This window comes from Pseudomonas sp. 3MA1, assembly GCF_029237275.1.
Classification (GTDB): Bacteria; Pseudomonadota; Gammaproteobacteria; order Pseudomonadales; family Pseudomonadaceae; genus Aquipseudomonas; species Aquipseudomonas fluorescens_AP.
This window is the reverse complement of record NZ_JAACFX010000003.1, coordinates 445,789-464,329: the sequence shown is the minus strand read 5'-3', so window position 1 is coordinate 464,329 and position 18,541 is coordinate 445,789. Positions and strand designations below refer to the sequence as shown.

Here is an 18,541-nt window from a genome sequence, read left to right as displayed (position 1 = left end):
CGAGAGTCAAAAGGCTCTGGAATAGGCGTTTGCTGGATTTTTAAAGGGCCTTTACGGCCCTTCTGGCGAGTCACTTCAGGCTTGCGCAAGCGGGTCGGTCGGGAAAAAAAATGAGCGTGACGCTTGCGCGTCACGCCCCAAGGAGCAACTGGGGAGTTGCTGGATTACTGGCGGGTCCAGGCCATTTCCCAATGAGAACCGGTGCCCGGTTCGTACTGGGTCGCGCCGGCCTTCCACTGCACGCAGTAGCCGCTATAAGGGAACGGCTTGCACTGGTAGGTCTTGCCGTCCTTGGGTTGCAGTACCCGTGTACCGGCCTTGTAGGCCTTCAAGCCCTCAGGGAACACGTGGTCGTACTTGGCCGGGGTCTCGGGGGTGGTGCCGCCGTCATTGCCGCCGCCTGGGGTTTCCTCAACTTCTGGCTCGGCCTTGAGGTTGAAGCTGATGGTCTGTTGCAGCAGCTCGCCTTTCTTCGACTTGGCCAGCACCACCAGATCGTACTGGCCCGCCGTCACGCCTTTGAGCGCGAGGCTGAAGTGCGGCGCATTGTTGCCACTGTCGGCTTGCTGGTGAGCGACGGTTTCACCCTTGGCATTGAGCACGCTGGCGGTGATGGTGAAGTCGCCGTTCAGGGCGATGGCGTTGAAGTGCAGGTCGACCTTGCCGTCCTTGAGGCTGTACTCGGACTGCATGCCGGTGACCTTGAGTTCACCCGGCTTGGCGGCTTGTTCCTCGGCGATCAGCACGCTGTTGATGTCGCTGTGCTTGTCGACAAAGATGCTGTTCTTGCCGAACTGCGGCACCACCTGGTCCTTGTCGTTGAGCTCACCGATCTGATAGCCGAGCTTGGCCCGGTTGACCTTCTCGGCCAGGGCTTTGGGCCAGATGCTGTCCTTGGCCAGTTCAGCGCTGTCGATGTTCAGGGTGACCTGCTTGGCCGACAGTTCGCCCTGGTCGTTGAACACCCGGGTCATGACCTTGTCGCCGATGCTCAGGGTCTTGGGTTGGACGGCGCCGATGTTCTTCCAGTTCGAAGGCACTACCGCGCTGTTCTCGATGTTCACGTCCACCACCTGATAGAAGGTGTTGGTGTTGTCGCCCACCATCCAGGTGCCAAGGACGATGTGGTAGCCGCTGCGGTCGGCCGGAATGTTGACCTTGTGGCTGGTGATGCCGCCGGTCTTGGTCGGCAGGGTGTTGTTCCAGTTGTCGGTCAGCAGCGGCGCCGCTTCGAACGAGTCGCGGGTCAGCGGCTGGTTGGGGTTCCAGTCTTTCTTGGTGATGTAGAACTGCCAGTTACGGGTGGCGTGCACCGCGGTGTAGCGCCAGTCGAAGGTGTTCAGCCCGGGCTTGATATTGACCTTGGTCCAGCGGTTGGCGGTCTGCTCGTTGAGGCCGGCGAAGTTGCGCAGGCCACCGGCGGCAATGGTGCCGTCCGCAGGGCCGCACTTGGTGAACTCGCCGTGGCAGGCCTGGGCTGTGGACGGGTAGCCGTCGCGGCTGCCGTTGGCCAGGTATTCGACGCTCTGCGGCTCGTAGGCCACCGAGCCGCAGTTGGCGTTCAGGTTGCCGCCTTTGGCGCTGCACATGTACGAGCGGGACTTAGGGTTTTCGATATAGCCGTGCGCCGCCGCCTGTTGCGCGCTGAGCGCCGCCAGGCCGATGGCCATCGCCAGCGGAAGTTTGAGGAAGGAATGCAAGGTATGCCGCGTGATCATCGATTGTTCCCTGATTGGACGTTATTGGATTCAACAAGCAATCGAGAGCTGGCGTAGCGACTCACCGGGAGTCTGGCGCCATTGACTGTCTGTGCTCGAAAGCCGGCGCAAGGTTAGGCAGCAGAGGGCGGCGGTTGAATGAGACAAGTACGAGAGTGGCGCCAGGGCCGGGGCGAGCAGCCCGGCACCGGCGTGCGCTTCAGGGAGGTGAATTCTGGGCCTGGGGCGTCTGGGGCTGGGGACCGCTGTCGGTGTCGGATGCTTCGCGCAAGCTGGCCAGCTGCTGTCGGGCCTCGGCGTACACCTGTTCCATGGCATTGAGCAGCGCCTGCTGGCAGTTGCGCACCGACGCCGCATGGCCGGTGTCGACCTTTCTCAGGGCCTCGCAGGTTCTGGCCATGTCCTGCGCGTTGATCAGGCAGGCCACGCCGCTCAGGCGATGGGTCAGGTCGTTGATCAGGTGCGGGGTATTGGCCAGGACGCAGGTGCGCAGTTCGGCGATTTCCTGCTGCAGGTTCTTGGTCAGTTCATTGAGGATGCGCCGATGCAGGGTCGGACTGTTTTCCCCCAGGTCCTTGAGGTGGTCGATGTCGAAGGCGCGCACCCGCTCTTCGCCAGCCCCGGTGTGACTGCCCAGCACTTCCTGCAGCCGGGCCAGGGTCACCGGCTTGATCATCAGGTCGTTCATCCCGGCGTTGGAGCACTGGGTCGCTTCGTTGCTCAGGGCGCTGGCGGTGTAGCCGACGATCAGGCGCGGCTTGGCCCCGCTCTGTTGTTCGGCTTCACGCACCGCTCGGGCCAGGCTGTAGCCGTCCATGCCCGGCATGTTGCAGTCGCTGATCAACACGTCGTAGTGGCGGTGGCGCAGTAGCTGCAGGGCTTCTTCGCCACTGCTGACGTGTTCGGCAACGTGGCCGATGCGCTCCAGTTGCAGGGTCAGCACCAGGCCGTTGGTGGAGACATCGTCCACCACCAGCACCCGCAAGGCTTTGCCGGTGATCGGTGGCACCTCCGGTTGTTCCGCCACTTCCACGTTCGCCGTCTGCCAGCTCACCGGCAGTTCGACGTGGATGCAGCAGCCTTGGCCGGGCTCGCTTTCCAGCCAGATGCGGCCGCCCATCAGTTGCACCAGCTGATGGCAGATGCTCAGGCCCAGGCCCGAGCCGCCGTACAGGTGGGCGGTGCGCGCGGTGGCCTGGCGATAGGGCTCGAAGATCCCCGCCTGGTTGGCCAGGGGAATGCCGATGCCGGTATCGCGCACGCTCAGGGTCAGCAGGCTGCTGTCGTCCCGTACATGGGTTTCGCGCAGGGTGACCTGGATGTGGCCGCGATCGGTGAACTTCAAGGCGTTGCTCAACAGGTTGTGCAGGATCTGCTGCAGGCGCAGCGAGTCGACCCAGTACAGCCGGTTGCGGCTGGCCTGATAGTCGAAATTCAACTGCAGGCGTTTCTCCCGGGCCTGGACGGCAAACAGTCCCAGGCCGTTGGCGAGCAGGGGTTCCAGGGCGGTGGGGTGGGGCGCCAGTTGCATCAGGCCACTCTCTATTTTGTCCAGGTCCAGGATGTTGCCGATCAGGTCGATCATCGAGGTCGCCGATTGCTGGGCCACCCGCAGGTTGTGCGAGGGCGTCTGGCTGGCGCTGGTTTCCAGCTCCAGCAGGCCCACCAGGGCGTTGAGCGGGGTGCGCAACTCGTGGCTCATGGAGGCGAGAAACTCGCTCTTGGCGGCGCTGGCCTTCTGCGCGATCTGCTTGGCCTCGCGCAGCTTGAGTTCCAGGTTCTTGCGTTCGGAAATGTCCAGCCAGCCCCCCAGCAGCCCCTGCAGGACCCCGCGGGCGTTGTAGAACGGCACCAGCCACTGATAGAGGCAGTACTGCTGCTCCTTGATCCACAGGCTGGTGTCGAGAAAGCGTGGCCGGTGATTGGCCAGCAGCAGTTGATGCTCCTCTTGCAGCACCTCGGCGAACTCGCGCGGCATGTTCGGCTGCTCGGTGGGCAGGCGGCCCTCGACCTGTTCCTGGGAGGTGGCGAAGAACTCTTCATAGGCGCGGTTGCAGGTGCTCAACCGGCCGTCCAGGTCACACACATACAGCGGCGTCGGCAAGCCGTTGAGCAGGGAGAACTGGAAGGCCAGCTTGTCCTGCAGGCGGGTCTGCACACAGATGGTTTCCCGGACCTGGATCTTCAGGCGCCAGTTCCAGATCAGCGACAGCACGAAGATGATCAGGATCACCACGCCCACGTGCCAGGCCTGCTCGACGACCCAGCTCCAGAGCGCGGTGCTGGACTGCTGTTCGGCGATCAGCTGGATATCGCTTTGCGGGTTCCTGGCCATGGAGTCGAGCAGCTTGTCGAGCACGCTCAGCAGCTCTCTGGAACCCGGGGCCGCGGCAAAGCGGTGGGGCGTGGGCAGGGCGTCGAAGGCCAGGCCGAACTGCAGCCCGGAGCCGGACAGCGCCTCGGTGCCCACCGGAGTGTCCAGGGTGGCGTCGACCTGGCGTTGCAGCACCAGGTTCAGGGCCTGGCGATGATCCTCGGTGAGCACCAGATGAATATCCGGGTAGCGCTGTTTCAGGTGTTCGAGCAGCGGGTGGTTGCGCGGCAGCGCCAGGTGCCGACCCAGCATGGCGTCCAGGGAACTGGGAGAGCTGTCGCCATGACGCACCACAAAGGCCCAGTTGCGGGTGCCGTAGCTCTGGCTCAGGCCAATGCCCCGGGCATTGTCGGGCAGGCCCAGGTCGCGGGTGGTCAGGTCGGCGCTGCCGGTGGCCAGTTGTTCCAGGTCATCGGCCCTGGAGCGACTGGGCAGGATGTTCAGTTGCAGGCGGAACGAGTTGGCCAGGGTGCGCAGGATATCGATGCTCAGCCCGGCCCATTGGCCTTCGGCATTGCGGTAGATGTAGGGCGGCGCTTCCTCGGCCAGCAGATTGATCTGCCGGTGCGCGGTGAGCCAGTTGAGTTCGCCGGGGGTCAGGGAAAACGACTCGGTCGGGGCGAAGGGAAAGGGCTCCTGGCTCGACTGGTTCTGGATCTGGCGCTTGTGCTCCTCGGGAATGGCGTTGAGCACGTAGTCGATCAGTGCCCGCAGGGTGGCATCCTCGCGCCGCACGGCGAAGGCGAAGCCGGCGTCGGGCAATTGCGGATAGAACTTGCTGTGCAGCCGCAGATCCGGGCGGGCCTGCATGTACAGGGTGGTGCGGAAACGGTCGCTGATAAAGGCGTCGGCCTGTTTGCCGGCCAGTTGCTCCAGGGCCAGGGCGGTGGTGTGCACGCCGCTGACGTCGGCCCGGGGATAGGTCTTGCGGACGGTCTTGAGGTCCAGGTAGTTGTCCAGCACCAGCACCCGCTTGTCTTCCAGGTCCGGTGGCAGGCTCTTGTCGTTGATGCGTCCGACAATGATCGGCTGGTTGTTCAGGTACGGGCGGCTGAGGGATAGGCCGGGGCTCTGCGCTTCCAGCGCGGCGGCCCGGGGCAGCAGGTCGACGCGGTGTTCGAGCAGGGCCCGGATCGCCTCTTGGGGCGAGGCCAGTTCGACGTACTCGAAACGCAGGCCCAGCTGCTTGCCGATGAGCTTGAGGTACTCGTCGGAGATGACTTTGAGCACCTGGTTGCCGGCGCTTTCCAGGGGCCGCTCAGGGGGCACGATGGTCGCCACCCGCAGCACCTTGTGGGGCAGCGCGCTGCGCATGTCCAGCAGTCGGGCCAACGACGGATTGCCCGGCTCCTGCGGCTCGGCGCAGTGAGCGGGGAGGCTGAAAAACAGGCTGACCAGCACCATGAAGCTGAACAGCAGGCAGACACGGATCAGCCTCCAGAACTGGGGGGGACGGGAAATCAGGGGCATAGGGGGGAAGCTCCGGAATTTTTCAGGACAGCTCAGCTCAGGCCGTGTTCCTGGATGTACAGAAACAGACTGGCCGAGGTGTCCAGGCCAAGCTTGCGCATGGCGCTGCTCTTTTGCGTGCTGATGGTCTGCTTGCTACGGCACAGGTGCTGGGCGATGGCGCCGATGCTCATGCCGGTGCCGTACAGACGCAGCACCTCGATCTCTCTGGCCGACAACTGCTCGGGCTGCAGCAGCGGCTTGCCATGCAGGGCGGTGCTGGTGTCCAGCAGGTGCTGGATCGACGGCGAGACGAAGGGCGCACGCGGGTGGGCGGCAATCGCCTTGGGCAGGTCGTTGAGTAGGCCGCGCTTGCTCACCAGGCCCTGGATTCCGAGCTTGAGCAGGCTGCTGATCAGCGCCGGGTTGTCGAGCATGGTGATCACCACGATGGCCAGTTCCGGGTAGCGTGAACGCAATCGTCTGATCAGACGAATCCCGTCCACCTGATCGCCACCGGGCATCATCAGGTCGGTCAGCAGCAAGTCGCAGGGCTGGCGCTGCAGGTTCTCCAATAGGTTTTCCACGCTGTGGGCCTGGGCAACGATCTCCAGTTCGGCGCGGTTTTCCAGCAGGGTATGAATCCCAATCAGGGTCAAGGGATGGTCATCGGCTATCTGCACGCGGATCGGCATGGGTTCTTGTACTCGGCTTTTCGACAGGCATGAGCCCACGACAATGCGCAGCTTCCGCAAAGGAGCAGGCATTTTGCTAGTGGGTTCGTCAGAGGATTCGCAGGGTATCACTGAAATTGACGCCAAAAAGACGTCCAGGGGATTTTAAGAATCGTCTTATGCCTGATGGGAAACTTTCTGAAAATTGGCCGAGAAGTCAGCTGGTTTTCTGTCAGAAACGCCTCTAGGACGGCCTTTCCACAGCACGGTTCCAGGCCTGTTTTCGGGGCTTTTTCGCGCTGAAAAAGCCCCTTTCACGGGGTTAATTCATGGGTGGCAAACGCCGCTTGATCGGCGATTTCTTGATGATCGCGGTGTTGGTTTCGGCGTCATGGTTGAGGCGGTCGAGCAAGCGGTCCAGCTGCTCCATGGAGCGCACCTGCAGGCGCGCGATAAAGCAGTCGTCCCCGGTGACCTTGTCGCATTCGGTGAACTCGGCAATCGCCAGGATCTGCCGTTCGACCTCCTGCAAACGGCCCGGCAACGGCCGAATCCGGACAATGGCCTGCAATTGATAGCCCAGGGACTTTGGGTCGATTTCCAGGGTATAGGCGGTGATCACCCCGCGTTCTTCGAGTTTCTTCAGGCGTTCGGCCACGCTGGGAGCGGACAGCCCGCTGATCTGCGCCAGGGCTTTGAGGGAGCGGCGGGAGTCCTGCATCAGGGCACTGATCAGGGCCTGGTCAATGGCATCGAGCATGGCAACCTCGTTAGGTGAATGGGCGTTTATGCCTTGATAAAAAAGGCCTGAATACAGACTAGCCCAGGTTTTCAACTGGGCATGGCCGCAGGCCGCTGGGCATAATCTGGTCACTGTTAGAGGAGATTGATGATGGATGCACTGACCCGTCGCGGATCACTGGAAATGACCGCCGCGATGCTGATTTCCGGAACCATTGGCTGGTTCGTTCTGGTGTCCGGGCAACCGGTGCTGGACGTGGTGTTCTGGCGGTGCCTGTTCGGTGCCGGCGCCTTGCTGCTGATTTGCGGCGCTTTCGGTTTTTTACGCAGGAATATTCTGACTCGTCGCAGTCTGTTTCTGGCCGTGCTCAGCGGCGTGGCGATTGTCGGCAACTGGGTGCTGCTGTTCGGCTCCTACTCCCGGGCCTCGATCGCGATCGGCACCGCGGTGTACAACGTCCAGCCGTTCATTCTGGTGGCCCTGGGCGCGCTGTTTCTGGGGGAGAAGATCACCCCGCAGAAACTGTTCTGGCTGTGCCTGTCCTTCGCCGGGATGCTGGCCATCGTCAGCGCCCATGGCGGCGAGGGCGAAACCGGCAATGACTACCTGCTGGGCATCGCTTTAGCCCTGGGCGCAGCGTTGCTGTATGCCTTCGCCGCGTTGCTGATCAAGCGCCTGAGCGGCACGCCGCCGCATTTGATCGCGCTGATCCAGGTCTGTACCGGGGTGTTGCTGCTGGCGCCCTGGGCCAACCTCGCCGAGCCACCCCAGCAAGCCACGGCCTGGGCCAGCCTGCTGACCCTGGGCATCGTGCATACCGGGGTGATGTATGTGCTGTTGTACGGGGCGATCCAGAAGCTGCCGACGGCGCTGACCGGCGCCTTGTCCTTCATCTATCCGATCGCGGCGATCTTCGTCGACTGGCTGGCCTTCGGTCATCGCCTGGGACTGCTGCAGTGGCTGGGCGTCGCCGCGATCCTGCTGGCCGCCGCCGGCATGCAGCAGGGTTGGACCCTCAAGCGCCGGCGCAGCGTTTTGCAGTAACCGCGACAGGCTCGCGCGCCACCAAACGCTCGGTCAGCCGGCTGACACCGGGCTATAGATCCGTGGCGCGTTGCGGTGCGGCACGTGGATCAGGTTCAGGTGGTGCTTGTTGGCCCATTGCACGGTCAGCGCGGTGGGTGCCGAGAGGCTGACCAGGGTGCCGAGGCGGGCGCGCACGGCCTTGTGGATCAGCTCCAGGCTGCAGCGGCTGGTGACCACGGTGAAGCCCTGGCGGCCATCGATCCCGGCGTTCAGCAGGGCGCCGATCAGCTTGTCCAGGGCGTTGTGGCGGCCGATGTCTTCCTGGCACAGGCGCACCTCGCCCTGTTCGTCGAAGTACAGCGCGGCGTGCAGGGCGCCGCTGCTGCGGGCCATGTGCTGGGCCTGTTCGATGCGCTCGCGCAGGCCCTGCAGGTGTTCGGCGGGGGGCAGGGGCGAAGGGTCGAGGATCTGCAGTTGCGGCAGCGCCTGTTCCAGGGCTTCCACGCCGCATAACCCGCAGCCGCTGGTCCCGGCCATCTGCCGGCGATGGTCCTTGAGGGCCCAGAAGGCCCGGCTGGAGATCTGCACGTCGGCCTGGCAGGCCTGGGGAAAGTGGCTTAAGCGGATGTCGTAGATTTCGCTGAGGTCGCTGACGATGTCGTTGGTGATGCTGAAGCCGCGAATGAAATCCTCCAGGTTGCCGGGGGACACCATCATCACCGCCTGGCTCAGGCCGTTGTAGGTGATCGCCAGGGCGATCTCGGCGGCCAGCGGCGCCTCGGCCACCCCGCCCTCGGGGCTGTATTCGCGATAGGCCACGCGCTGCGGCGCGGGGGCCGGTGCATTGGCCTCGGGCTGTTGCTCCGATTGTTCGATACGGCAAACCATGACGACACCTCGTTGCATTCGATTCGCCCCCGGGCCATGGGCGGCCCGGGGCATTGATTCAGTCTTTGAGCGCAAACAGCTTCCTGGCCTCGGCAAAGCACTTTTCGGCAATCGCCGAGCGTGGCTCGGTCTTGCGCATCACCAGCCCCAGGGGCGCCAGCACGCTGGCATCCGGCAACTGGATAAACGCCAGGTTGTCGATGGGCGAATCCAGGCCACTGTCCAGGGGCATGATCGAGCAGCAAAAGCCCTCGTGAATGGCCTGGAACAGCTGGTAGGTGGAATCGCTCTCCAGGATCGGCGTCGGGTTCAGGCCACGGCTGCGAAAGCTCAGGTCGATGGACTTGCGATAGTGCATGCCGGTGCTGAGCATGCCCAGGGGCAGCTCGGCGGCGTCTTCCCAGCTCATCTCAGTGCCTTGGAAATGAAAGTGCCGGGTGTCGTAGAGCAGGCCGACCCGGGTCTCGCCGATCTCGAAGAAGTCCAGGTAGTGGGTGTTGACGTGGTCCAGGTAGCAGACCCCGAGGTCCAGCTGGTTGTTGCCGATGTCCTCGATGATCCGGTCGGAGCTGGCGGAGGACAGGCTGAACTTGAGTTCGGGAAAGCTCGCCGAGAGCTTCTGCACATAGCTGATGGGGTTGAAGCCGCTCAGCGGCACCAGGCCCAGGCGCAGGTTGCCCACCAGTTGCCCACGGCAGGCGGCGGCCTCGGCGAACAGCCCGTCATGGGCCGCCAGCAGGGTCTTGGCCCAGGCCAGGACCCGCTCGCCGGCCTCGGTGAAGCCTTCGAAACGCTGGCCGCGGGTCACCAGGATCAGGTCCAGCTCGTCCTCCAGGTTGCGCAGGCGCATGGACAGGGTCGGCTGGGTGATGTGGCAGCGCGCGGCGGCCTGGCCGAAGTGCCGGGTCTGCTCCAGGGCGATCAGAAACTTGAGTTGCTTGATGTCCAAGATGGCACCTGTAGTGGGAAAAAACGGCGTCAGTAATAACGCAGGTGTTGCGCCCATGGAAAGGCTTGTAGCCTGGCCGGGCTGCCCCCTTGGCCAGCGCTGCGCTGTTCAGGCCAAGGGCTTGGGGCCTGTTTCAGACAGTAGTTCAGGGGTGTTGAAGTTGCTCAGCCGCGGATCGTCGGCGGCGCAGGGCAAAGGCTGCAAGCCGTGGGCGGCGAGGGCCCGCAGCAGGCTGCGCTCGCCGTGGTCCCAGGCCTGGCGCAGATCACCCAGCAGCGCCGTGGGTATCAGGCTGAACATCGGCTGCCATTGCCCGGCCTGCTGCACCATCACCGGCTTGGCGTCGTTGTCGCGGGCATCCAGCAGGGCCTGGATCAGCGCCGCGTCGATCCGCGGCGCATCGCAGGCCAGCACCAGCAGCCAGGGGTGCCGGGCCGCCGCCAGGCCGGCCAGGACGCCGGCCATGGGACCGGGAAAGTCCGCCTGCTGATCGGCCACCAAGCGATCGGCATAAGGCCGGTACTGCTCGGCGTTGCGGTTGCAGGAAATGATCAGGTCGTCGCTGAAGGGCCGCACCACTGCCTGCACATGGGCAATCAAGGGGCGGCCCTGCCACGCTAGCAGCCCCTTGTCACGCCCGCCCATGCGCGCGCCGCGCCCCCCCGCCAGCAGCAGGATCGAGCAGGGCGGTGAGAGGGGCGGGGCTGGGTGGGTCGGGGTCATGGTCGAGGGGCTATCCGGTGAGTGGCGCGAACCATCGCATGGTCTTTCGAACGCGTCCAATCGCAAGTGTTGAAAGGCTGATTGACCCGGCTTATTGGCACCAGGGGCTGGTCAGTGTTGCGTGCGCGGCCTAGATCTTCCAGTGCCGGGCGCTCTTGCCCAGGCGCTGGCGCATCTCGCCCAGGGTCGCGGCCAGCTGCCGGGTCAGCAGCCGGTAACCGTCCAGGGCCGAATACACCGGCGCTTCCAGGGCGTTCTCGGCGCGGCCTTCCAGGGCTTTTTCCAGGCGCTGGGTGACCCCCGATTGCAGGGCCCGGGCCATGCCGATCAGTTGCACGCGGATCTGCCGGTGCTCGGCCTTGAGCAGCCGTTGCATCTGCGCCATGGCCTGCGGGTCGCTGGCGTCGGGGCGGGTGTTGCCGAGGATCTCCAGGGTGCTGATGCACATCCGCAGGTTGCGCTGGATGGCGTCCAGTTCGGTCATGGAGATGCGCACTTCCTTGGACACCGACGGCATCAGCGAGCGCAGTTGCAGCATGGCGGCGTTGACCCGGCCCAGGAGCTTGAGGTGTTCGTCGTCGGTCACCGACTGGCCCTGGACGATCCTTCCGTAGAGCTGGGCGCAGTCGCGCAGGGCGCTGGCCAGGGTGTAGCGCCAGGAGTACACCGCGTACAGCGGAATGGCGAAGGAAAACGCCAGGGCCAGGGCAATCCCGATGAGGATGTCCACCGCGCGCCACAGGCCGTCGCTGACCTGGTTGTCGCCGTGGCCGGCGACGATGAACACGGTGATCGCCGCCAGCAGCGCGGTGTAGCCGCCCTTGCCGATGGCGTGGTAGGAAAAGTAGCCGCACACCGCCGACATCCCCAGGTAGGTCAGCCAGGGCTGGCCGAAGTACGCCTGCTGCACCACCAGCACCAGGCCGACCCCGGCGCCCACCAGGGTGCCGATGGCTCGCTCGGCGGCCTTCTTGCCGATGTTGCCGTGGTGCTGCAGGCCGCCGATCACCACCAGCATGGTCACCGAGGCCCACTCGCCGTGAGGCAGGTTGAGGCCGGTGGTCAGGAGGATGGTGGCGATCAGGCCGAGGGCGACCCGCACCGCGTGGATCAGCCGGGCGTGACGGTAGCGCCGGTACGGGTCCAGCACGGGACGCAGCAGGCGCCGCAGCAAGGGCGGCAGGGTGAGGCTTGGCAGGAAATTGAACGGGCCCAGACCGGTTTCTCCAATCGCGGATTGAGTGGCTGAATCAGTGGCCGGGACGCGCCGCGTGGCGAGCCCCGGCCAGGCGCTTCAGAAAATGTAGTCGGTGGTCAGGAAGCTGGAGTCACGGTTGCGGATGATGTCACTGATCAGCTGTTTGTTGCGCTCCTGGAACTTGGTCGCCACCAGGGTGCGGATCGAGAAGGTGCGCAACGCATCATGCACCGACAGCGTGCCCTCGGCGGAGTTCTTGCGACCGTTGAAGGGGAAGGTGTCCGGGCCGCGCTGGCACTGGGCGTTGATGTTGATCCGCCCGACCTGGTTGGCGAAGGTGTCCACCAGCCGGCCGATCACCGCCGGGTCGCTGCCGAACAGGCTCAGTTGCTGGCCGAAGTCCGACTCCAGGACGTAGTCGATCACCGTGTCCAGGTCGCGGTAGGGCACGATCGGCACCACCGGGCCGAACTGCTCCTCGTGGTAGACGCGCATCTGCGGGGTCACCGGGTACAGCAGCGCCGGGTAGAAGAACGACGCCCGCGACTCGCCGCCATGGGGGTTCACCACCTGGGCGCCGTGGGCCTGGGCATCGGCCACCAGGGCGTGCAGGTAATCGACCTTGGTGTTTTCCGGCAGCGGCGTCAGGGCCACCCCCGGCTCCCAGGGCATGCCCGGCTTGAGGGTTTGCAGCTTGGCGTTGAACTGCTCGATGAAGCGTTCGACCACGGCCTCGTGGACGAACAGGATCTTCAGCGCGGTGCAGCGCTGGCCGTTGAACGACAGCGCGCCGGTGACGGCCTCGCTGACCGCGTTGTCCAGGTCGGCATCGGGCAGCACGATCCCCGGGTTCTTCGCGTCCAGGCCCAGGGCCGCGCGCAGGCGGTGCGGCTTGGGGTGGAGTTTCTTCAAGTCGCTGGCGGCCTTGTTGGTGCCGATGAAGGCGAAGATGTCGATCTTGCCGCTGGCCATCAGCGCGCTGACGGTCTCGCGGCCGCTGCCGTAGATGACGTTGATCACCCCGGCCGGGAAGCTGTCGCGGAAGGCTTCGAGCAGCGGGCGGATCAGCAGCACGCCGAGCTTGGCCGGCTTGAACACCACGGTGTTGCCCATGATCAGCGCCGGGATCAGGGTGGTGAAGGTTTCGTTCAGCGGGTAGTTGTAGGGGCCCATGCACAGGGCCACGCCCAGGGGCACGCGACGGATCTGGCCGAGGGTGTCCTGCTCCAGTTCGAAGCGGCTGGAGCGCCGGTCCAGTTCCTTGAGCGCGCCGATGGTGTCGACGATGTAGTCGCAGGTGCGGTCGAACTCTTTTTCCGAGTCCTTGAGGTTCTTGCCGATTTCCCACATCAGCAGCCTGACCACCGCCGTGCGCTGCTCGCGCATGCGCGCCAGGAAGGCTTCCACGTGCTGGATGCGCTCGGCCACGCGCATCGTTGGCCAGGCGCCCTGGCCACGGTCGTAGGCGCGCACCGCGGCGTCCAGGGCGCTGAGGGCGGTGTCGGCGTCCAGCAGCGGCGTGCTGCCGAGGATCACTTGCCGGTCGCCGTCGGCGCCGCTCAGGTAGATCGGGCTGCGGACCTGGGCCAGCGGGCCATTCCAGGTGCGCAGTTCACCGTCCACCAGGTAGTCGCGCTGCTGCACCGGCTCGGGCAGGCGATAGGCTTCGGGGATGTCGGCGGCAGCGGGAAACAGGTTGGTGAGGACATTGGCTGTGGTCATGACTCTACCCCGTGTTGGAAATGGCTCCGGCGCGGATGACAGTGGCGCCATCGCTCCCAGGTTTATACGCCTGAATGGGCCGCACCTTCAGCAGTTTCTGCGGTCGGCGCGCAGGCGGTCACGGATCGAGATTAAACGTTTCAGCTGCTGCCCAGCAACTGCCGGATCAGGCTTGGGGTGCTGCCGGTCCAGCGCTTGAAGGAACGGCGGAAATTGGCCGGGTCATTGAAGTTCAGGTACTCGGCGACCGCCTCGTTGCTCCAGCCCCTGATCTGGTACAGGTACAGCGCCACCTGCTTGCGCACCCGGTCCACCTGTTGCTGGTAGCCGCTGTGGTGCTTGCTCAACTTGCGCTTGAGGGTCGCCGGGCTCATGGCGAAGGCCTGGGCGGTCTGTTCCAGGCTCGGCGCCTGTCGCACGTTGGCTTGCAGATAGCGCTCCAGGGCATCGAGAAAGCTGCAGGAAAAGCCCAGCTGGCGCAGGTGTTCGCCGGCCTCCAGGCGCGCCACCTGGCCGGCGGTGGCCGAGGCACCGGGCCAGGGCCGGGTCAGGTATTGCCTTGGGATGCGCATCAGGTCCAGGGGCCGCCGGAACTGGGTCTGTTCCCCCAGGTGCACCCAGTACTGCTCGACATAGCGCGGCTCGGCATGGCTGAAGCTGCATTCCCAGGGCAGGCGCTGGCCGGCCAGCCACTGACTCATGGCCACCAGGGCGGTCATGCTGGCCTCCAGCAGGAAGCGCCCGTGCTCGCCGGCGCCGCAGCTGTCCAGCCAGTAGCAGTAGGCGTGCTGCTCGTCCAGCACCAGGCGCGGGCTGAGCAAGGGGCTGAGCAGGGCCTGCTGCTGCACCAGGACGTCCAGGGCCTGCTGCAGGTTCTGCGCGTGCCGCAGGGCATGGCTGGCGGCGCCGTAGTGCCCGGGCAGCAGGCGCTGGCCGAACAGGAAGCTGCTGTCGTCGGCGTCCAGCAGGCGCCGGCTGTTGCCGATCAGCGCCAGGAACTGCTGCGGGCTGAGGCGGGTCTGCCCGGCCAGGATGTCCTCGTGGAACAGCCCGGTGCCGCGCAGCAGGCGGTGGCTGTCGATGTCCCGGGACAGCGCCAGGTCGATCAGCGATGCCGGTTGATAGTGCCCGGGGATAAACCGCGTATCGGCTTCGTACCAATGGGTCTTGACGGTCATGACGGCGCCTCAGGCGGTTTTCGCCAGGGGCTGCTTGGCCCGGGCCAGGGCCAGATTGAGGCGCTTGAGCAGGCCCTCGGGGGTTTCCTCCAGGGCCATCACCACCGCGGTGCTGGCCGCCAGGTACAGGCGCTCGCCGTGCTGCCGGGTCTTGTGTGCCAGGCCCTGCACCGCCTGTTGCAGCTCCAGGGCCAGCAGCCGGGCCTGGCTCTCGCCGGTGTTGGGCAACAGCACCACGAAGCGGTCGCCGGCCAGCCGGCACAGCAGGTCCTGGCGCCGCAGGTTGAGCAGCAGCACATGGCTCAGGGCCTGCAGCACCGCATCGCCTTCGGCGTGGCCGTAGTTCTGGTTGATCGCGGCGAAATGGTCCAGGTCCAGGGCCAGCAACGACAGCGGCTGCTGCTGGCGGCGACTGTCTTCCAGGCTGGCGGCCAGCTCGCGCTTGAGGTAGTCGGCGCCGGCCAGCGGCGTGAGCTTGTCGAACTGCCGGTGCTCGCGAAACAGCCGTTCCTTCTTTTCCATCTGCGCGCTGATGGCCAGCTGTTCGCGGTGCCAGTGGTAGATGCCGATGGTCAGCAGGATCATGCCGATGGGCATCGGCCCGGACTCCAGCCAGTGGTCCCAGGTGATGCTGGCGGGCAGGCGAATGAACTCGTCGAGGCTGTCGATCCACCAGGAAAAGAAAATGCAGCTCAGGCCCAGGGCCAGGTAGTTGGTGACCCGGCCGGCGGGGCGGCTCTTGAGCACCAGCCCCAACCAGACCAGGGCCAGCAGCGCCGAACCGCCTTCGCCGATGATGTCCAGCCATTGCCATTCACTGACCGATTTCAGGCTGCCGCAGGCCAGGTGCAGCAACAGCCCGGCATTGGCCGCCAGCAACAGCGCGGCGAGTTTCCAGCGGTGGGGTTTGAGCACGCAGAACATGGCCGCGATCCTTTTGCCAAGTGTGAGAGGGCGCCAGCACAGCAGATGTTTGTGACGCTGGGGTGACAGCGGAAAAAACCGTCGAGGGGTCGAATCAGCTCAGGGTTCAGGCGTTTTTTTTGCTGGATGGGGCCGCCTCGAGGGCTTCTTCGCGGGCAAGCCCGCTCCTACGGTGCGGCGGGCGCACCACGGATCTGTAGGAGCCGGCTTGCCAGCGAAGGGGCCCGCAAGACCTGCACCCGGCGCGGGAGGGCTTTCGCGGGCCGGCCCGCTCCTGCGGGGGTCAATTCAGCTCATTTGTCGGGGCGCTACCCGGGGAATGGGGCGTTTTCGCCTGTGGTCGCCCAGGCCTGTCACAGAACCGTCATTCGCCAACCCTAGCGTGCCCTCCCAGTTGCCGGGCCCCTTGCCCGGCGTTGGCGGACTCTTGGGGAGGAACCTCATGTACAAGCGCAGCAGTCCCGGGCTTGTCAGCTTTACCTTGACCGCGCTGGCCATGGCCATCGCCAGTGAACGCTTGAGCGCCGCCGAAACGGCCGCCACCGAGCACGTGCAAGTGGTGGGGCAGGCGGCCAGCATCGATCAGGCGCTCAAGGAGCAGCGGCGTTCGGACAGTATCCAGAGCGTGGTGCACGCCGACGGCGTGGCCCAGTTGCCGGACCAGAACGCCGCCGAGGCGGCGCAGCGCCTGCCGGGCATCAGCATCGAGCGCGACCAGGGCGAAGGGCGCTTTGTCAGCGTCCGCGGCCTGGGCCCGGACCTCAACAGCGTGACCATCAACGGCACCCTGGTGCCCTCGCCGGAAAGCGCGCGCCGTGCCGTGGCCCTGGATGTGCTGCCCTCGGAGCTGGTGCAGTCGCTGTCGGTGATCAAGACCCTGACCCCGGACATGGACGCCAACTCCCTGGGCGGCACCGTGGACGTGAAAAGCCTCTCGGCCTTCGACCACAAGGGCCTGTTCTACAGCGCCAGCAGCGAGGCCAGCTACGACCAGAACACCCGCCAGACCAGCCCGAAATTCTCCGGCGCGGCGAGCAACCGCTTCAGCCTCGGCGACGGCATCGACAACTTCGGCGTGGCCGCGGCCTTGAGCTGGCAGAAGCGCGATTTCGGCTCCGACAACGTCGAGACCGGCGGCGCCTGGGACTTCGAACAAGGCGCCAAGCTGCAGGAATTCGAGCAGCGCGACTACGCCATCAGCCGCGAGCGTGCCGGCGGCGGCCTGAACTTCGACTACAAGCCCGACGACAGCAGCAGCTACTACCTGCGCACCCTGTACAGCCGCTACAAGGACAGCGAGACGCGCAACTCCACCAGCATCGAGTTCGCCGACCCCCTGGCCGCCGGCGAGCGCGGCGACGCCGAGGCCAAGCGCAAGCTCAAGCAGCGCGAGGAAACCCAGGAGATCCAGTCCTACGTGTTCGGCGGCGAGCGCCAGCTGGGCCTGTGGACCCTCAGCGGCCAGACCGGCTACAGCCGCTCCAGCGAAGACAGCCCGGCGCATATCGCCGGGGCCACCTTCAAGGGCAACAGCGATTTTTCCGACAGCGGCTTCTACGACAACGGCAAGCCGCGCCCGGTGATCGGCGCCGGTTTCTATGACCCGGCCAACTTCACCCTGGACAAGGTCGACTGGGAAAAGCAGAACACCACCGACACCGAGAAGAACCTGCGCCTGGACCTGGCCCGGGACTATGACCTGAGTGGCTACGCCGCGCAGTTCAAGTTCGGCGGCAAAGTCAGCCGGCGCAACAAGGACAACGACCTGGAAGCCTGGGTCTACAAGGACTTCGACACCCTGGGCTTTACCGACCAGCAGCTCAACCTCGGGCAGTTCCAGAAGGGCAACGTGGACTATTCCCTCGGCCGCTTCGGCCCGGGCATCAGCGGCGGCGCCATCAAGCAGTTGATCGGCGGCCTGAATCCGGCGGCCTTCTACGACGAGGAAGAATCCCGGGTCAACGACTTCAAGATCCGCGAAGACATCAACGCCGGTTACTTCATGAACACCCTGGACATCGACGACTGGCGCTTCATCGCCGGCCTGCGATACGAGGGCACCGAGTTCGAGGCCAAGGGCACCGGGGTCACCGACGGCGCCTTCACCGCCACCGACACTCAACGCCGCTACCAGCACTGGCTGCCGGGGCTGCACGCGCGCTACCAGCTGGACAAGAACACCCAGGTCCGCGCGGCCTGGACCAAGAGTGTGGTGCGCCCGACCTTCGGCCAGCTGGCCCCGGGCTTTGTCATCGACGGCGACGAGGCGACCTTCGGCAACCCCGACCTCAAGCCCCTGGAATCGAGCAACCTGGACCTGGGCATCGAGCACTACATGGGCCATGCCGGCACGGTCTCGGCCTTCGTGTTCTACAAGGACATCCAGAACTTCGTCTACAACACCGACCTGGCCGGCACCGGCGCCTGGAGCGGGTTCTCCGAGGCGCACACCTTCGCCAACGGCGACAGTGCCAAGCTGTACGGCCTGGAACTGGCCTATTCGCAGAAATTCGACTGGCTGCCGGCGCCGTGGAACGGCCTGCTGCTGGGCGCCAACAGCACCTTCAGCCGCTCCAGCGCGAGCATCGAGGGCTTCGACCAGAAGGCCGGGGTCAATCGCAAGCGCGACATCGACCTGCCCAACCAGTCGGACACCGTGGGCAACCTGATGCTCGGCTGGGAGAACGACAAGCTCAGCCTGCGCCTGTCGGCCAACTACAAGTCGGCTTACCTCTATGAGCTGGCCTCCATCAGCGACAAGGCCCACGACCTGCACGTGGATGCCCAGACCTTCGTCGACTTCAGCGCCAAGTATTCCCTGAGCAAAAACCTGCAACTGAGCTTCGAGGCGCAGAACCTCACCGACCAGCCGTACTTCGTCTACACCGGCAACCGCTCCTACAACGCCCAGTACGAGGAATACGGCCCGACCTACAAGCTCGGCCTGACCTTCACCCATTTCTAAGTCCCGGGCCC

13 protein-coding genes are annotated in these 18,541 nt (G+C 65.1%); 2 read left to right on the top strand and 11 right to left on the bottom strand.

Annotated elements, in window-relative coordinates; genetic code table 11:
- Nucleotides 1–164: 164 nt before the first annotated feature.
- The 4 genes from gbpA to GWQ44_RS11030 form a co-directional block, all read right to left on the bottom strand.
- Complete coding sequence (gene gbpA, locus GWQ44_RS11045) at nucleotides 165–1,718, bottom strand: N-acetylglucosamine-binding protein GbpA (RefSeq protein WP_275927317.1); 1,554 nt, start codon at nucleotides 1,716–1,718, stop codon at nucleotides 165–167.
- A gap of 199 nt (nucleotides 1,719–1,917) precedes the next feature.
- Nucleotides 1,918–5,562, bottom strand: coding sequence for a transporter substrate-binding domain-containing protein (locus tag GWQ44_RS11040; protein WP_275927316.1), 3,645 nt, complete (start codon nucleotides 5,560–5,562; stop codon nucleotides 1,918–1,920).
- Between the two features lie 32 nt (nucleotides 5,563–5,594).
- Nucleotides 5,595–6,236, bottom strand: a complete 642-nt coding sequence (locus tag GWQ44_RS11035; RefSeq protein WP_016963353.1) for a response regulator transcription factor — start codon at nucleotides 6,234–6,236, stop codon at nucleotides 5,595–5,597.
- Nucleotides 6,237–6,537: 301 nt separating this feature from the next.
- Nucleotides 6,538–6,975 carry an Lrp/AsnC family transcriptional regulator gene (locus GWQ44_RS11030; RefSeq protein ID WP_016963354.1) on the bottom strand — a complete coding sequence of 146 codons (438 nt, stop codon included), beginning with the start codon at nucleotides 6,973–6,975 and terminating at the stop codon, nucleotides 6,538–6,540.
- A gap of 132 nt (nucleotides 6,976–7,107) precedes the next feature.
- Here GWQ44_RS11030 and GWQ44_RS11025 point away from each other — a divergent pair, with 132 nt between their 5' ends.
- A complete protein-coding gene (locus tag GWQ44_RS11025; RefSeq protein ID WP_199010276.1) occupies nucleotides 7,108–8,001 on the top strand; it encodes a DMT family transporter in 894 nt (297 codons plus the stop codon).
- Between the two features lie 33 nt (nucleotides 8,002–8,034).
- Here the strand turns inward: GWQ44_RS11025 and fdhD are convergent, their stop codons facing one another.
- The 7 genes from fdhD to GWQ44_RS10990 all read right to left on the bottom strand — a co-directional run bounded on the left by fdhD (nucleotide 8,035) and on the right by GWQ44_RS10990 (nucleotide 15,565).
- Nucleotides 8,035–8,871, bottom strand: a complete 837-nt coding sequence (fdhD, locus tag GWQ44_RS11020; RefSeq protein ID WP_199010298.1) for a formate dehydrogenase accessory sulfurtransferase FdhD — start codon at nucleotides 8,869–8,871, stop codon at nucleotides 8,035–8,037.
- A gap of 58 nt (nucleotides 8,872–8,929) precedes the next feature.
- Nucleotides 8,930–9,820, bottom strand: a complete 891-nt coding sequence (locus GWQ44_RS11015; RefSeq protein ID WP_275927315.1) for a LysR family transcriptional regulator — start codon at nucleotides 9,818–9,820, stop codon at nucleotides 8,930–8,932.
- Between the two features lie 108 nt (nucleotides 9,821–9,928).
- Complete coding sequence (gene mobA / locus GWQ44_RS11010) at nucleotides 9,929–10,543, bottom strand: molybdenum cofactor guanylyltransferase MobA (RefSeq protein ID WP_275927314.1); 615 nt, start codon at nucleotides 10,541–10,543, stop codon at nucleotides 9,929–9,931.
- 130 nt (nucleotides 10,544–10,673) lie between these two features.
- On the bottom strand, nucleotides 10,674–11,717 hold the full coding sequence (locus GWQ44_RS11005) for an FUSC family protein (protein WP_047305068.1): 1,044 nt from the start codon (nucleotides 11,715–11,717) through the stop codon (nucleotides 10,674–10,676).
- A 120-nt stretch (nucleotides 11,718–11,837) separates the two neighbouring features.
- The gene (locus GWQ44_RS11000; RefSeq protein ID WP_275927313.1) at nucleotides 11,838–13,463 is read right to left on the bottom strand and encodes an NADP-dependent glyceraldehyde-3-phosphate dehydrogenase; all 1,626 of its coding nucleotides are present in this window, start codon (nucleotides 13,461–13,463) and stop codon (nucleotides 11,838–11,840) included.
- 140 nt (nucleotides 13,464–13,603) lie between these two features.
- Complete coding sequence (locus tag GWQ44_RS10995) at nucleotides 13,604–14,641, bottom strand: AraC family transcriptional regulator (protein ID WP_016963361.1); 1,038 nt, start codon at nucleotides 14,639–14,641, stop codon at nucleotides 13,604–13,606.
- Between the two features lie 9 nt (nucleotides 14,642–14,650).
- Entirely contained in the window at nucleotides 14,651–15,565 is a 915-nt protein-coding gene (locus GWQ44_RS10990) for a GGDEF domain-containing protein (protein ID WP_047305065.1), read from the bottom strand.
- 442 nt (nucleotides 15,566–16,007) lie between these two features.
- On the opposite strand from GWQ44_RS10990, the gene GWQ44_RS10985 reads away from it, so the two are divergent.
- Nucleotides 16,008–18,530 (top strand): TonB-dependent receptor, encoded by a 2,523-nt coding sequence (locus GWQ44_RS10985; protein ID WP_275927312.1) that lies wholly within the window; start codon nucleotides 16,008–16,010, stop codon nucleotides 18,528–18,530.
- Nucleotides 18,531–18,541 lie beyond the last annotated feature (11 nt).